We start from the raw sequence: 16,931 nt of genomic DNA, 5'->3' as shown, positions 1-16,931 counted from the left end.
GTGAAACAAAATTTTAATGTATGGATGGTCATCGTTCTGTTGTTCGGGATGATCGCTCCCCATCTGCTAGTACCATTGATGGCATCTGCTGCTAGTAATACGATTGTTTTGTCCCAAAGCTTTGAAGACGACCAAACTGGCGGTTGGGTTATGGTATCCTGGATGGGAGACGGAACGATTGCCGTAACATCGGCAACAGCCTCCGAAGGCTCCAAATCTTTGGCAATGACGAACCGTGCTGCGAGGAACAGCAGCCCGTTCCTGGATTTGACTTCGTATACGCAAGCCGGCCATACGTACGATTTATCACTGAAGCTTAAAGTCGGAGCAGGAACTGATAGTTTCCATATTGCTTCCAATGTCGATGCTGACTCGCTAAGCAACAAATATCCTTGGTTGGTGGGGAATAAATCGGTTAGCTCCACCGATTGGACTACCTTTGAACTGAAGGGATACGAGCTTCCGGGCGATACGAAGGCGTTCAAAATATGGGTGGAGTCGGATCCAGCTTCCACCACTACGGAGGACCTCTATATCGATGAAGTGAAGTTAACGGACGTCACACCAGCTGCAACAACGGATTCGGGAGTTGTTGACCAAACTGGAATTCAATCCTCCTTTGAGGAAGGGCTAGGAAATTGGGTACGCAGAAACGGCTCCGGCAATATCGATATATCGACGGCTGACAACCACACCACAGGCGGCTCCAAGAGCTTGCTGACCACGGTATCAGAGCAATATGACGGACCTTTGTTGAACGTCCTTGGTAAGATGTCCAAGGGTTACAAGTACAATTTGTCCGCATGGGTAAAAATGGCTTCGGGGCAGTCTCCCACTATATTGCGACTCTCTGTACAGAGCGGTGACAGTTCTTATGCCAATGTTTCGTCTAACGTGACGGTAACATCCGACGCTTGGGTAAAGTTGACCGGCACATTTACATTAACAAGCACTCCAACTGTTTTGAATGCATACGTGGAAGTAGCCAACCCGTATAGCGATGCAAGATCTTTCTATATGGACGATTTCGAATTGTCCTATTCGGGTCAAGTATCCGGACCGAAGCCGGTTCAAACGGACATTGATCCTTTGAAGGACATCTATGCGGACAACTTCAAAATTGGTGCTGCCATAACGGGAGATCAGCTTACTTCCGATGTTCACAACCTTCTGGATTATCACTATAGCTCCATCGTCGCCGAGAACGCCACAAAGCCGGGCTCTCTGGAATCGGCAGAAGGGCAATGGAACTGGGCGGAAGCAGACAAAATCGCACAATATGCCAAGGCTCACACTATGAATTTCCGGCTGCATACCCTTGCTTGGCATTCGCAGGCTGCAGAATGGATGTTTAAGGATGCCCAGGGTCAGCCGCTTGCAGCTACAGCGGAGAATAAACAGTTGGTGCTTGACCGTCTGACGACTTATATCCAAACCGTGGCGCGTCACTTCAGTGCTATAGCCGTGCCGATCGATGCCATCGACGTCGTAAACGAAGTCATTGACCCTGGGCAGCCAGACGGCATGCGGAAGAGCGAATGGTATACGTTGACTGGCTTGGACTTCATCCGTACAGCCTTCAGAGTTGCTCGTCAAGAGCTGCCGAACGCAAAACTGTATATCAACGATTACAGTACGCAGGATCCGGTCAAACGCGATTTTTTGTTTAATCTGGTGACGAAGCTGAAAGGCGAAGGAGTTCCGATTGACGGCGTGGGCCACCAAACGCACATTAGCATTGGCGGTCCCTCTATCGATCAAATTTCCGAATCTATCCGGAAATTCGGAGAAGCCGGATTTGACAATCAGATAACGGAGCTTGACGTTTCAGTATATACGGACAATTCCACCAGCTTTGATGACTCCATGCTTGTGAAACAAGGCTACCGTTACAAGCAATTGTTCCAAGAGCTGGTGAGGCTGGACAATGAGGGGAAAAAAGCTAATACGAACACTCCGGCTTATAATCCTGACGGATGGGTCAGCAATGTCACGATATGGGGGATTGCAGACGATCATACTTGGCTCGACAACATCAATAATATAACCCGTAAAGATGCTCCTCTTCCGTTCGATGTGCAGTATCAAGCCAAATATGCTTATTGGGGAATGATTGAGGCAGTAAAGACGCTGACGCCTACCCATCTTCCTATAACTGCTCAAACAGCACTTACAGCTCAAGGCACACCTGTGAATGCCTCGGACTCGGTTTGGAATACAATTCAGACCATAAAGACTCAGCAGTCAGGTATGCTGCAGGCTCAGGTGAAAACCTTGTGGGATGAACATAATCTCTATGCCCGCGTAGCGGTCAAAGACATTACCAAAACCACAACGGATAAAATCGAGCTCTTCGTGGATGACAATGGAATCAAGAAATATACGTTCGCACGAAATGATGCTCAAATTACGGAAGGTTCTGACGGTTATGTGCTGCAAGCATCTATCCCGTTGGCAGGTATCTTAGGCAAGCAAGTGAAGTTTGATGTAAGAGTGACCGACATGGGGATTAATGATGGTACGGAGCATGGCAGCAACGGTATTATCGTTTCCTGGAGCGATCCTCGGAACGTCCAGGGCGACGACAGTCTCGGCTACGGGGCCTTGACTTATATCGATGCTACCAAAGTGGCAAAATCTCTTTATGGAACCCCCGCTATCGACGGTAAAATGGACAGTATGTGGGCAGACGCTCCGGTTAATACGACCGATGTAATGGTAGAGCAACATAACAACACAATCGCTAAAGCGCAATTCCGTACGATGTGGGATGAGCATAACCTTTATGTCTATGCTGTTGTGAAGGACAGCGTATTGAATGATGCCAACGTCAATACATGGGAGCAGGATTCAGTGGAAATTTTCGTTGACCAGAACAACGGAAAATCGGAGAACTACCAAGATGACGATGGCCAATACCGAATCAACTTCAAGAACGTAAAGACTGTCGGCGGCCATGCAGCACAAAACAACTATACATCAGCCACCAAAAGAATTGATGGAGGCTACGTCGTAGAAGCAGCAATCTCACTGGATTCAATCACTCCAACTGCAGGAACCATGATCGGATTCGACCTCCAAGTCAACAATGCTCAGGACAGTGGAAGCCGGGACAGCGTCTTTTCTTGGAATGACCCAACAGGTCAATCCTATCAGAACACCTCGAGATTCGGTGTTCTGACGCTTCAGCCAAAGCTTGCACCGCCTCAGAACGACACGACCCCGACCCCGACCTCTACACCGGAGGAGTCAATGAAAGGTGAGGAGCAAAAGGGCGGCAAAGTGGAACAGAATGGAGCGACCATTGATCGGGTTCCGGCCTTGATCGATATTCAAAGACACTGGGCCGAAGCAGGGATCCAAGAACTTGTAAAAGCAGGAGTGATCGACGGCTACCCGGACGGCACATTCCAGCCTGATTCAACCCTAACAAGATCCGAGTTCGTATCCATGATCGTCAAAGCTTTTCACCTGAAGGCAACAGGCGGAGCTGGGTTCTCCGATACCGGTAGCCACTGGGCAAAGGAGGCAATTGAAATAGCATCCGCACTGGGGATTGTAGTCGGCTATGAGGACGGAACTTTCGGCCCGGATGACAACATCACCCGGGAACAAATGGCCGTAATCCTTGCACGTGCAGCCCACCTGACTGCGGCCAGCGGCAGTCTGGATTATAAGGACAGGAGTGACATCTCCACGTGGTCCCAAGGACCACTTACGGCTTTGACCGTCAAGGGTGTGCTGAACGGCTACGAAGACGGTACGCTGAAGCCGAAGGCTTTTTGCACCCGCGCAGAAGCGGCGGTTAGTATTATTAGGATTTTGGGATGGGGTTAACTGGGAATAAATATATATATCTTAAGGGGGACTAAAGAGCCATGAGCAGCATGAATGTGACGGCAGTGCCTGCCGAATATTTTAGGTCAGCTAATGAGGGGCTTCAAGGTACGATTCAAGAGGTTTCCTATAAGGTAAGCAACTATATTCATTTGACTCGGCAGCTTGTAACAAATCGGATCATCGATAGCAGTGAAGCAGGAAGAGAAACCGTTGCGGGAGATGCCATATTGAAGAAATGCAACGTCTACTTGCCTGCTGCTTATGACCCAAACGACAATTCTGTCAGATACAATGTATTGTATTTGCTTCATGGTGTAGGCGGGGATCAATCTGAATGGTTAAGCAGCAACGGTAAAGCAGACGGACAATTTATCATTTGCAATCTATTTGACAATCTCATAGCAAACGGTGATATCGATCCGTTGATTGTCGTATTTCCCAACGGAAGAAGCGCGTATGACTGGACAGACACTTCCTTCAATCCTGAAGGAACCAATATGCTAGGATTCTATTATTTTGATTATGAGCTGAGATACGATCTGATTCCATTTATAGAATCGAATTACCAAACCGCAGCAGATATAACGGAAACCTCACAAGAGGGGATCATATATAACCGTACGCGCAGAGCGATCGCTGGGCTCTCTATGGGGGGAATGCAAGCCCTGAATCTGATCCTCGGCGGTTACCGGCATGATTCGACGCGAATCACTCGCACGGAGAGTCCTTGGAACAATGGGTTGGATAAGACTGTGCTCGCACCAGGTATGATAGATTTGTTCGCTTATGTCGGAGCTTTTTCAAACGCTCCTACGTCGAGTGATGGCAAAACGCTTGGAGTCAGTATTGCGTCTTGTGTTCATAATCTTCATTTGCTATATACCACCTGCGGCGATGCGGACAGAGTAGCAATTGGCAGCTGTATAAAATCGATAGATGGGCTTATCAACCAATCGGAAAATCATCTTAATTATTTTTATCAAATTCTGATTAAGGATGGTCATCATGATTTCCATGTTTGGAATAACGGTGCTTACAATTTTAGTCGATTGATATTCAAAAATTGTGATGATCATGTAAGGTCCCATGTTGTGATGAAAACACTGAAATGAGTATTGTAGAGCATCACGTACAGATTCTTCGTTACGATCTCCGTTTGGCAGTTCTAAGATGTCTAATCGTGAGAAAACCAGAAGTGTTCTTCAGCATAAGGTCGAGGAGGATTGAACATTGCGTGGTTTCACGTGTAAACGAATTCAATCGAGTATTAAGCGTTTGCAAGTGATTTTTCCATCTTTTTATAAGTAAGTTAAAAATAGGGGGTGATATTCTTTAATTTGTTAAATAGTTATGTATGCGCTTACGTTCTATAATTTACTTAGGGAGGAGGTAATTTACAAAGGGTAATACTCAAGTAGTATGTAGGTGCGTTGTGACAAATAAAATATTTTAGGAGGTAGACTATGTCAAAGTTTAAAAAGAAGTTCTTGACGTTAGTTCTTGCAGCTACAGTAGGTTGTACCAGCATGTTTGCAATAACCGCAAGTGCAGCGACAGATTACTGGCAAAATTGGACAGATGGCGGTGGAACTGTAAATGCTGTGAATGGATCTGATGGTAATTACAGCGTCAACTGGACAAATTCAGGGAATTTTGTTGTCGGTAAAGGCTGGAATATCGGATCAGCAACTAGGACAATAAATTACAATGCTGGCGTCTGGGCACCGTCCGGCAATGGGTATTTGACTCTCTATGGGTGGACTAGAAACTCACTCATAGAATATTACGTCGTTGATAGCTGGGGGACATATAGACCTACTGGAACGTATAAAGGCACTGTGACCAGTGATGGGGGCACTTATGACATATATACGACTACACGAACTAACGCACCTTCCATTGACGGTACACAAACTTTCACCCAGTTCTGGAGTGTCCGACAGTCGAAGAGAGCGACCGGTAGCAACGTCGCAATCACTTTTAGCAACCACGTTAATGCATGGCAGAGCAAAGGAATGAATCTAGGGAGTAGTTGGGCTTACCAGGTATTAGCGACAGAGGGATATCAAAGTAGTGGGAGCTCTAACGTAACGGTGTGGTAACAACTCACCTGCAAGCAGGGCAACTGACGGGTACCTGACCGTTTCTAGAATATTGAGAAAGTTTTTCAATCATTGATACTGCTAAGGCCGGCCGGCCTTACAGCCGGCGGTCTTATATACCTTTCAGAGAAGTGAAGGGGGCGCGAGGGAACCGATCCCTTTTTCCTATCAGTTTAAAGGAGATAATCTATGAGAAAGCTATTACCTTTCTTTTTAATGGGAATGATGGTTGCTGTCAGCGCTTGTTCGCAAGAAATACCTGAAAAGAATAATAACTTTGTACTAGTCAAAGGCGGGACTTTTATGAACACAAAGTCCAACTACTACGGAAAAAGTGTAAAAATATCGAATTTTTTTATCGGCAAATATGAGGTAACTCAAAAAGAGTGGATTGAGGTAATGGGAAGTAATCCCTCCGAATTCAAAGGCGACAATTTGCCGGTAGAAATGGTAAGCTGGTATGACGTTGTTGAGTACTGTATTAAAAGAAGTATAAAAGAGGGCTTAAAACCGTATTACAACATAGACAAGAATAAAATAGACCCGAATAATAAGAGTGATAACGATAATATAAAATGGACAGTGACGATCAATGCGGAAGCCAATGGTTACCGATTGCCGACAGAAGCGGAGTGGGAATATGCTGCAGGTGGAGGTCAAGTGAGCAAGAGTTACACTTACAGCGGAAGCAATAATGCAGATGAAGTAGCATGGTATTGGAAAAACGCTGGAGATAAATACTTATCAGGCGATTGGAACTGGCCTGCGATAGAAAATAACCATAATAAAACAAAATCTATCGGTGACAAGAGACCCAACGAGTTAGGACTTTTCGATATGTCAGGTAATGTAAGGGAATGGAGCTGGAACTGGTACGGAGACTTGGATAGTAATAGCGGGTCTTACCGGGTTGTGAAGGGCGGCGGTTGGATCGGCGACGTCAGCAACAGCCAGTTATCTTTTCGAGGCAAGTTCGAGGCAAATGGCTTAGGCCCCGATCAAGGTTTTCGTGTGTGTCGCGGCGAGTAATCGGGAACAAGCGAATAATTACTCTAACGGTTCCATGTTTAATTGTACATGGAGACAAAATAATGCCAATTTCACCAGTGGCGGACAATTGGAACTAAAGATCACCAGTCCACCTTACAACAAATTCGACTGTGGCGAATACCGTTCCACGAACAAATACGGCTATGGTAAATATGAGGTCAACATGAAGCCTGCTAAGAATGTGGGTATTGTCTCCTCATTCTTCACTTATACCGGTCCGAGCGATGGTACCCAGTGGGATGAGATCGACATCGAATTCCTTGGCAAGGATACAACGAAAGTGCAGTTTAATTACTACACGAATGGTGTGGGCGGCCATGAGAAGGTCGTTGACCTCGGCTTCGATGCTTCTCAAGGATTTCATTCGTACGCGTTCAATTGGCAGGCAGGCTCTATTAAATGGTATGTGGATGGCGTTTTGAAGCATACAGCCACCTCCAACATTCCAAAGACACCGGGCAAGATCATGATGAATATATGGAATGGCACGGGAGTGGATTCCTGGCTCGGGACTTATGACGGTAAAAATCCTCTATCTACTTACTACGATTGGGTAAAGTATACGAGTAATTAATAATGACTTAATACTGAAAAAGTCATCCTTCACGCCAGTTTTTTTGTAAGCGCTTGCTATTATCCTCCGGGCTTTCATCATATTGTTTTAGATGACCTATGATGCCGGGCGTACAACAGAATGGCTGCCGATGATCTAATTCATCGGCAGCCATTTGCATTTTCGGCTTAGTAATCGACTCCACATTGAATATTTGTTATTCAGATTTATGATTTGGTATTTCTGGCAGCAAGGGGCAAGCCTATAATGGAGACAGCCCGCAGCCAGCTTTACCAACTATCGTTAATAGGAGGAGTCAACGTGTATCGGAAAGTATGTTCTACACTTTTAAGTTTTAGTCTTGTTGTCCCGTTCTTCTCTTCGGCAGCGCCAGTTTTGGCCGCTTCTGCAGAAGAAAAGCCATCATCAATGGCTGCTAATTTCGAGGACATGAATGGCCACTGGGCGAATCTTGCTGTTGCTAAATTTGCGCAGGCTGGTATTGTAACCGGTTACGAGGATCAAGAGTTTCATCCTGACGAGCCGGTAACGCGCGCTGAATTTGTCACATTCCTTAACCGCGTGTTCCGGTATGAGAGTGATGGAGCGTCATTGTTTACGGATGTAAAACCTTCCGATTGGTATAAGGAAGCCGTTTCCAAAGCGACGAATGCCGGACTGATCCAAGGGTATCCGGACGGAAGGTTTATTCCGAATGAGCGGATTCAGCGTCAGGATGCCGTACTTTTGCTAACACGGGCATTTCAAATTAGCAATAGTACCAATGATTCGATATTCCGTTTCCATGATGCTGCAGATATCGATGATTATGCCAAGTCAGCTATGAGCAGTCTAATCTCGGAGGGATATCTAACAGGGGACGACGGGCAAAATTTGCAGCCAAAACGTGCAATGACGCGTGCTGAAACCGTCGAATTGCTGGGTCGCATGATTGCCTGGATGAGCCCGGATTTTGGCGATATCACAACAAAGGAAATCAAAGGGAATGTAATCATCAATCGCCCTGGAACGACGCTTCAAGATGTGAAAATTGATGGGAATCTTTATGTTACGGAAGGAGTAGGCGAAGGGGAGGCTACATTCAGCAACATTACGGTTGCAGGTGACACATTTATTAATGGAGGCGGCACACATTCCGTCATATTTAATAAGTCGAATCTGTCTCACGTGGTCCTGAACAAGAAGAATAACCTGGTAAGGTTTGCTTTAAACGACAATTCTTCAGCTAAATTCATCGAGGTCAATCATCCATCTATCGTGGAATTATCTTCAGGTACTACAGTGAAGGAATTACATATTGGAGAATCGGCTTACGGCTCCAAGATCGTGAACAAAGGGACGATTGTTCATATGAAAGTAGGGGCTGCTGGTGTTACGGTTAACGATAAACCGGTGAACAAAGGCGACGATCTGAATTTGCCCGAAGATTCAGGAGTTAAGCCTGGTACGCCAACCAGTTCATCAAGTAATTCAAGCAATTCAAGTAATTCATCGCAAGAAAATCCTTGGCAATTGATCTGGAATGACGAGTTTAACGGTAATACAATCGATTCGAGTAAATGGAACGTTCAGGATACTGGAACAGTTTACAATAATGAGTTGGAATATTATAGTCCTAACAATGCAAGCATTGAGAAAGACGGTAACGAAAACGTACTTGTTCTAGAAGCAAAAAAAGAATCTCACTCGGGCCGTGACTATACGTCGGGTAAGCTGACCTCCCAAATGAAAGGCGACTGGACGTATGGAAAGTTCGAAGTTCGTGCCAAATTGCCTATTCAGCAAGGCATGTGGCCTGCCATTTGGATGATGCCTACAGATGAACTCAAGCAATATGGACCATGGCCAGGCTCCGGCGAAATTGACATGATGGAGCTAACGGGGCCAGTAGCGTCTGATCCCGCTAATGCGGATGTGTATCCGAGGAAGGTTCAAGGCACTATTCACTACGGTAATCCTCACGAGCAGCAATATAATCATTATTTACTGCCGCAAGGACAGACGTTTGCCGATGATTATCACGTGTTTTCGGTGGAATGGCTGCCTGGGAAAATCAGTTGGTTTGTGGATGGACATAAGTTCCATGAAACCAGTGATTGGGGTTCAAGGGGTGACGGGCAGGCGGAAAATTATACGTATCCTGCGCCTTTCGATCGGCCTTTCTACATGATCCTGAATCTGGCTGTCGGTGGCGATATGCCGGGAAATCCGAAGGGCGATTTCAAGTCCGATAAAATGTATGTCGATTATGTCCGTGCCTACAAGTACAAAGATTTGGATAAATTGCCTGACGTGACTGGAAAGCGCCCAGAGTCATCAAGTCTCAACTTGCCACAGCGTGATCCGATGCCGGACGGGAATCAAATTTGGAACAACAAATTCGATGGGGGAATTGACGATAAGGGCGTTCCTCACAAATGGGAGTTCCTTAAGAACGTCAATGGCGATGGGAATGTTAGTATCGCCCAAGACCCAGTCAAGGGAAATGTAGCGAAAGTCACTGTTACGAATGCAGGCGACCAACTTTATTCGATTCAACTAACGCAAATGCCTCTCATGTTGGAACAAGGTAAGGCATATAAGGTCACTTACGATGCCAAGGCGGATGCGCCTCGTCCGATTATGTCGAAGGTGTCGCAATATCAGGGAAGTTGGACGCCTTATTCGGGAGAAGTGACTGCACAACTCACCGATCAATGGCAGTCCTACGAGTACTCCTTCAATATGAAGAGTAAGACTGATAATAATACCCGTTTCGAGTTCAATCTCGGAAAGACGTCTACCGCGAACGTTTATTTTACAAATGTAAGGGTGGTTGAGATTCCGTGGATTCCGGAGCCGCCAAAGGTAAGGCAGCCGCTTAATGACGGCAATCTGGTCTTTAACGGGGGATTCGATCAAGGCAGTGACAGAATGGCGTTCTGGCATATTACAAAAGCTGTAGGGGCAGTTGCAGCGGCTTCGGTAAGCAATGATCTTGTACCTTCCACCTACATGATGGATCGTAAGCTTAATGTAACCGCAGCAAATGGTGGTACCACTCCTGAGAGTGTATATTTGTCGCAATCAGGGCTTGTGCTCTCCAAAGGGGCTACGTATACGTTAACGTTTGATGCTAAGGCAGATCACAACCGTTCGATCGCAGTCGGTCTCGATACAGGAGTGAGTGGCGGTGTAACCTATACGGGAGGACCGACCGTGAATCTGACTGATGCCATGAATACTTATACCAAACATTTTACGGTAAATGATACACAAACTGACTCTAACCTGAAGTTTCTGTTAGGCGGTGACACGGGAACAATTGTATTGGATAATGTACGTTTGATTAAACGTAATGATTCCCCCACAGTGAATAATTATGTTCATATTCAAGCAGACCAATATTGGGAAACGCGAGGAACAACGTTAGAAGCAAGTGGGGAGGGCGCGAAAGACCTTACAGGAATGGCCCCGGGCAATTATACTGATTACAAAATCAGCATCGTGCAGCCAGGACGCTATGTGCCATCAGTAAGGGTCTCAAGCGTCAAAGACGACTCTGTATTGAACTTTACGGTTCTGGACGAATCCTTGCATGCAGTGAAAACGATCGCAGTTGCCGTTGGCAATACTGGGGGCAGGCAATCGTATACAACGATTTATATCGAACAGTTGGATCTGCATGCAGGAACCTATTACTTGCGTTTGGCAGGGCAGGATTATAGCACCGTATGGATCGACTTCTCTCGGGAAATGATTCAAAACGGGGATTTCAGCAACAATGATACAAGTGGATGGACACTGATGAAAAATTCAGCAGACGCTGGCGTGCAGTCCACCGCAATTTCTGCAGCCAATGGGGAATTAAGCGTGGATATTGATGGACCTGGTGCGAACGAATACGATATCCAAGTTAAACAAACAGCAAATAAGGCGCTTGCGAGCGGAAAGACATATCGTTTCAGTTTTGATGCTTCAGCGTCAGTTTCGAGGGATATGAAAGGAATCGTACAGTTAAAAGAGGCTCCATATACGCCTTATATGGATCAAAGAGTAAGTTTAACTGGCAATAAGCAGCATTTCGAGAAAGTATTCACGATGACAGCCGATGTTCCGGACGCAGTACCTCTGTTTAGTTTAGGCAAACTCAGCGATATTTCTGTCACTCATTCCGTTTATCTGGACAATGTTTCTCTGGTGCAGGTGATGTCACAAAAGGCGAATTTGATTCCCAATGGCGATTTTGCTTCGGGCTTATCGGGTTGGACAATATTCTCACAAGATAGTGGCCAGCTTGCCATCTCCAATGACAACGGTTCGTTAAGGGCTAATGTCGGAACTGTTGGGACAGAATCCTGGCAGCGCCAAGTTTACTATGAGGGAGTCGGTTATAAAAACGGCAACCAATACACGCTGTCATTCAAGGCGCATTCGACAACACCGCGTAAGATGAACATCAGTATCGGTTGGTCGGATGATGCCGCTCATAACTACGCATGGCATGGTTATGGCAGTAAAATTATTGATTTGGGTACGACCGATCAGACATATACGTTTACCTTTATTGATGACAAGGATACTACGGATAAAGGACGAGTGAGCTTCGAGCTTGGGAATATTACCGGAGGCAATGCCGGGGACTTAAGCGTATTTATCGACGACATTATCTTAGTCAATGACGGCGCGATTACCCCTTGATAACTCGTATATTGCTTTTTTGTTATCAATACTGTCGATTTGTTATTTAAGGCCTATTCTCTCAAATTTATAATAAAGGAGTAACAACGGTACCGGTTACATACAAATACTTATTTAGGGGGACTATCAATGCGTCTGCTTGGCAAAAAAGGATTAACTGTATTGACTACCTGTTCAATGGCACTTGTTTTCACGGCATGCGGCGGCAATACGGCAACGACAGACAGTAAACCAAAAGATAATCAAAGCACCACTTCTGCGCAAACAGCAAAAGCTGAAAAACCGATCACGTTGAAACTGGCTACATGGGAACAGCCAACGAATATTGCGGCTTTGACGAAAGTCAACGAAAAGTTTCATGCGAAATATCCAAACATTACAATTACGTTAGATACATCAAAACCTGACGCCGCATATCAAACTTTACTGCAAACCCGCTTAAACGCTAACGATGCGGATATCATAACGGATTTCGCGATCAACCCAAAAAAAGATTGGCATAAAGGCGCAGCCGTTCCTCCGCTGCAGCAATACATCGATGCCGGCCTGATTGAGGATTTGACGGGAAAACCGTATTTGAATAATTACTTCCCGGAAGCTTTGAAAAATGCCACTACATACAAGGATAAAGTTTGGGGTGTCGATATCGGTACCGTTACTTACACAGGCGTATTTTACAACAAGGAATTGTTTGAGAAAAATGGCTTAAAAGTACCGACAACTTGGCCTGAGATGATGGACGTCTCTAAGAAGCTTAAAGATAGCGGAGTTTCTCCGTTCACACTCGCAGGCAAAGATGTGTGGCCGCTTGGAATGGTAGCTAATGGATTTATTCAGGCTATTGAGCCTAATGTTGAACAATTAGACAAGAAGTTATGGTCTGGTGAAACTAAGTTCACCGATCCGGTATTCTCGGAGATATTTACTAAATATCAACAAATGTTGAACTATACCGAGAAGGACTTTATGGGTATCGACTATGCTTCGGTCGTTGGACGGTTCGCAACGGGGAAAGCGGCTATGATGCCTGACGGGATTTGGAATTCAGGTGCCATCGAGAAAGCGAATCCGAATCTGAAATTTGGATACTTCCCGATGCCAGCCAGCGATAAAGCGGAGAATAATAAAAATTTCTTCGGTAAATATGACATGTCTCTATTAGTCGCCGCAAAATCGGCCAATAAAGAGGCCGCATTAAAGTATCTCGAATTTATCTCTCAACCAGATATCTATAACGAATTTATTAATACAGTTGGTTTCTTGCCTACTCAGCCAAATGTCAAATTCACGAATCCGTTTATGCAGGAAGTTGCTCCGCTTGCAAGTAGTTTGAAGCTGGCCATGGATGTTATTTGGCAAGCACCGCAAGGAGCTGGCGATTACACGGGCAGTCCCACACCTGTTCAGTTTCTGAAGCCGGCAGGCAAGGAAACTCCTGAAGAAATTATGCAAAAGATGCAAAAAGAGTGGGAAGTCGAAATGAAAAACGCTAAATAATTGAAGACAAACACTTGGGGGTAGTCCTGCTTGCGCGCCTACCTCCATTTTTCACTAGACAGGAGTTGCTGGAGATGTATCCATTCGGTAAAAAGTGGCATAAATGGGCTCCTTACGGATTCCTGCTGCCGGCATTAATCATTTACATTGTATTTTCTTTTGGACCCTCAATGGCTAGCATTATATACTCATTTACCGATATTTCGGGAGTTGCAGGAGTGAAGTGGCATTTTATCGGTCTCGATAATTACAAAGAATTTTTTCATTCAGGCAGAACGGCGGCTTATTTGGCTTCGGTCAAGAGAACTGTCATTTTTTCTTTTGCTGTCACGATTGTACAGACAGCTATCGGGCTTCTTCTCGCTATCATTATTAATTCGAAATTGAAAGGCCATTTGTTTTACAGATCGCTTATTTTTATGCCGGTCGTGTTGGGCGTAACGGTCTTCGGATTGATTTGGTCGCTCATGTTTAATCCGATGGATGGTCCGGTTCAGAAGCTGTGGGGGATATTCGGCAGCTCTTCCACTTTTTTGGGCTCCTATGATTTGGCATTCTACATCGTTGTTTTTATACAGATATGGGGCTCGCTGGGGTATACGGTGGTCATCTTTCTTGCCGGCTTGCAGGCAATTCCGGGCGACCTTTATGAAGCAGGTCATATTGATGGCGCTAGAGCATGGCAATCGTTTGTTCATATCACATGGCCAATGCTGGCTTCGACAGCCACAGTAAATTTACTTTTGGCCATTATTGGATCGCTGCAAACATATGACGTAGTTTTTGTTCTGACTCAAGGCAATTTCAACACAAGTGTACTTGGTTATGAAATATATCGTGCCGCATTCGGAGGTACGCCGGGTGCTTTAGGACTCCGACAAGGATTTGCTTCAGCGGTAGCTGTTATTCAATTCAGCATTGTTCTGGTCATAGCAGTAATTGCTCAATATTATTTACGGCGAAGAGAGGTGCAGTTGTAATGAAGATCCATTTGGTGCCCAGACCTCTCGGCTATCTCCTCATGCTGATCATGGTGATACTTTACCTGTATCCCCTTTTATATCTGTTTAATGTGTCCTTTAAGCCAGACGTTGAGTTTATTGTGGATCCGGTAGGCATTGTCAAGCATTTTCAACCTGAAAATTATGTGAATGCATGGAAACAGGGGAATTTTAGCACGTACATTTGGAACAGTATACTTTACACCGGGGTAGCCGTCGGGGCGTCAGTTCTGATTTCCGCTCTGGCTGCTTTTCCTGTATCCCGCAGTTATATCAAATGGAGCAACTTTGTGTACGTATTTTTTATGATCGCGATTTTTTTGCCGAATAATATGATTCCGCAGTGGAATTTGATCCATTGGCTAGGTTTGTATAATACCAGAATCGGGTATATTTTGGTGAACACAGGGATTGGTCTCGGATTTATGCTCATGACGGGTTACATAAAGGCGGTCCCGAGAGAATTGGATGAAGCGGCCAGCATCGACGGCTGCAGCTATTCCAGATATGTGATGACGATAATTATGCCCCTAATAAAACCCGTATTGGCGACAAGCGCGATTTTGCAGGCAATAGGGGTCTGGAACAACGTGATAGGGGCGACCATTTATCTTTCCGATAAGAAGCTATTTCCAATTGTACTGGGGTTATTCAAATTCTACGGCCAATTCAGCAATCAATGGACTTTATTGGCTGCGGCACTTGTCATTGTGGCAAGTCCAATGATCATCCTGTATATTTTCTTGCAGCGGTATATTATTGAAGGCGCCATGACGGGAGCAGTTAAATCATGATCGATATACAGAAAGGGAAATGATCAATGGCACAAATACGATTTCCGCAAGATTTTCATTGGGGAGCGGCGACAGCTGCTTATCAAATAGAAGGGGCCACGAAGGATGACGGGCGAGGCCCCTCTATATGGGACACATTTTCGCATACGCCTGGTAAAGTGATGAATGGCGATAATGGCGATATAGCATGCGATAGCTACTATCGATACAAAAAAGATGTCGCACTTATGAAAGATTTAGGAATTACGATGTACCGTTTCTCAATTGCCTGGCCCAGGATATTCCCGAGCGGCACTGGAGAGATAAATTTGAAAGGCCTCGAATATTATTCCAATCTGGTTGATGAACTTTTAGCAGCTGGAATCGAACCTGTTTGTACGTTATATCATTGGGATTTGCCGCAAACGTTGGAGGATCGGGGTGGATGGGCAAACAGAGATACAATTGATGCGTTTGTTGCCTATTCAGAAGTCATTTTTCGTAAATTTGCAGGGAGAATCAAGTATTGGATAACTATAAACGAACCATGGTGCGTTTCATTTCTCTCCAATTATATGGGTATTCATGCGCCTGGGAATCGGGACTTGCAGCTCGCCGTTACGATTTCACATCATCTCCTGATTGCTCATGGCCGAGCCGTGAAACGATTCAGGGAACTGGGGATCTCAGGACAAATAGGTATTGCTCCTAATGTGACCTGGTTGGAGCCGTATTCCAATCGCAAGGAAGATGCGGATGCATGCCGCAGAGGCATCGCTTTCTTTTTGGAATGGTTTATGGATCCGGTTTTATTAGGAAAGTATCCGCAATTTATGCTCGACTGGTTTGCCACGAAGGGAGTCTCTCTGGAAATAAAGGAAGGTGATATGAAAGATATTCACTATCCAATTGATTATGTGGGAATTAATTATTATACGGGCAACGTAGGCAGATATAAGCAGGATGAAGGCTTATTCGACTATGAGGATGTCGATACCGGATATGTTAAAACAGATTTTGATTGGTTTATTTATCCCGATGGATTTTATAATGTGCTGTGCTATATTACGCAAAGGTATGGGAATATCCCGCTGCTAATCACTGAAAATGGAGCTTGTTATAACGATGATGTAGAGGAAGGGCGCGTAAACGATACGAAGCGAATTCAATATCTAAAGCAGCATTTGATCCAACTGAATCGTTGTTTGGAGAGCGGTGTGAATCTGATCGGTTATCTCACCTGGTCATTGCTGGATAATTTTGAATGGGCAGAAGGATACGGCAAACGATTTGGACTCATACATGTCGATTTTCAAACGTTAGCCCGCACGCGAAAGAACAGTTTTTTCTGGTATAAGGAAGTCATTCGCAAAGGCGGATTTGATTTGTAGATTACAAAAACGCAGAGCGTCGT

At 45.2% G+C, this 16,931-nt stretch carries 9 protein-coding genes and 1 pseudogene; all 10 read left to right on the top strand.

Going from position 1 to position 16,931, the window contains the following annotated elements:
- The 10 genes and pseudogenes from HQN90_RS12395 (at position 1) to HQN90_RS12350 (ending at position 16,908) form a co-directional block, all read left to right on the top strand.
- The gene (locus tag HQN90_RS12395) at positions 1 to 3,837 is read left to right on the top strand and encodes an endo-1,4-beta-xylanase (RefSeq protein WP_173218615.1); all 3,837 of its coding nucleotides are present in this window, start codon (positions 1 to 3) and stop codon (positions 3,835 to 3,837) included.
- Positions 3,838 to 3,878: 41 nt separating this feature from the next.
- Positions 3,879 to 4,952, top strand: a complete 1,074-nt coding sequence (locus tag HQN90_RS12390; protein ID WP_173218613.1) for an alpha/beta hydrolase — start codon at positions 3,879 to 3,881, stop codon at positions 4,950 to 4,952.
- Between the two features lie 351 nt (positions 4,953 to 5,303).
- Positions 5,304 to 5,942 carry a glycoside hydrolase family 11 protein gene (locus HQN90_RS12385; protein WP_173218611.1) on the top strand — a complete coding sequence of 213 codons (639 nt, stop codon included), beginning with the start codon at positions 5,304 to 5,306 and terminating at the stop codon, positions 5,940 to 5,942.
- A 189-nt stretch (positions 5,943 to 6,131) separates the two neighbouring features.
- On the top strand, positions 6,132 to 6,971 hold the full coding sequence (locus tag HQN90_RS12380; protein ID WP_173218609.1) for a formylglycine-generating enzyme family protein: 840 nt from the start codon (positions 6,132 to 6,134) through the stop codon (positions 6,969 to 6,971).
- A 4-nt stretch (positions 6,972 to 6,975) separates the two neighbouring features.
- Positions 6,976 to 7,566: pseudogene (gene bglS, locus HQN90_RS12375) on the top strand (beta-glucanase); the annotation flags it as partial.
- 300 nt (positions 7,567 to 7,866) lie between these two features.
- Positions 7,867 to 12,246 carry a carbohydrate binding domain-containing protein gene (locus HQN90_RS12370; RefSeq protein WP_173218607.1) on the top strand — a complete coding sequence of 1,460 codons (4,380 nt, stop codon included), beginning with the start codon at positions 7,867 to 7,869 and terminating at the stop codon, positions 12,244 to 12,246.
- 129 nt (positions 12,247 to 12,375) lie between these two features.
- Positions 12,376 to 13,743 (top strand): ABC transporter substrate-binding protein, encoded by a 1,368-nt coding sequence (locus tag HQN90_RS12365; RefSeq protein ID WP_173218605.1) that lies wholly within the window; start codon positions 12,376 to 12,378, stop codon positions 13,741 to 13,743.
- Positions 13,744 to 13,817: 74 nt separating this feature from the next.
- Positions 13,818 to 14,723: a carbohydrate ABC transporter permease gene (locus HQN90_RS12360; RefSeq protein ID WP_173218603.1), complete on the top strand. Its 906-nt coding sequence runs from the start codon at positions 13,818 to 13,820 to the stop codon at positions 14,721 to 14,723.
- Positions 14,723 to 15,538, top strand: a complete 816-nt coding sequence (locus HQN90_RS12355; RefSeq protein WP_173218602.1) for a carbohydrate ABC transporter permease — start codon at positions 14,723 to 14,725, stop codon at positions 15,536 to 15,538. The genes HQN90_RS12360 and HQN90_RS12355 overlap by 1 nt, the downstream gene beginning before the upstream one ends.
- A 26-nt stretch (positions 15,539 to 15,564) precedes the next feature.
- The gene (locus tag HQN90_RS12350; RefSeq protein WP_173218601.1) at positions 15,565 to 16,908 is read left to right on the top strand and encodes a GH1 family beta-glucosidase; all 1,344 of its coding nucleotides are present in this window, start codon (positions 15,565 to 15,567) and stop codon (positions 16,906 to 16,908) included.
- Positions 16,909 to 16,931: the final 23 nt, after the last annotated feature.

Source organism: Paenibacillus alba, from assembly GCF_013204855.1.
Classification (GTDB): domain Bacteria; phylum Bacillota; class Bacilli; order Paenibacillales; family NBRC-103111; genus Paenibacillus_E; species Paenibacillus_E alba.
This window is presented reverse-complemented; position numbering and strand designations above follow the sequence as displayed.

Coding starts and splice junctions, on each gene's coding strand:
- HQN90_RS12390 (WP_173218613.1), top strand. CDS start 3,879: ATGAGCAGCATGAATGTGACGGCAGTGCCTGCCGAATATTTTAGGTCA.
- HQN90_RS12385 (WP_173218611.1), top strand. CDS start 5,304: ATGTCAAAGTTTAAAAAGAAGTTCTTGACGTTAGTTCTTGCAGCTACA.
- HQN90_RS12380 (WP_173218609.1), top strand. CDS start 6,132: ATGAGAAAGCTATTACCTTTCTTTTTAATGGGAATGATGGTTGCTGTC.
- HQN90_RS12365 (WP_173218605.1), top strand. CDS start 12,376: ATGCGTCTGCTTGGCAAAAAAGGATTAACTGTATTGACTACCTGTTCA.
- HQN90_RS12360 (WP_173218603.1), top strand. CDS start 13,818: ATGTATCCATTCGGTAAAAAGTGGCATAAATGGGCTCCTTACGGATTC.
- HQN90_RS12355 (WP_173218602.1), top strand. CDS start 14,723: ATGAAGATCCATTTGGTGCCCAGACCTCTCGGCTATCTCCTCATGCTG.
- HQN90_RS12350 (WP_173218601.1), top strand. CDS start 15,565: ATGGCACAAATACGATTTCCGCAAGATTTTCATTGGGGAGCGGCGACA.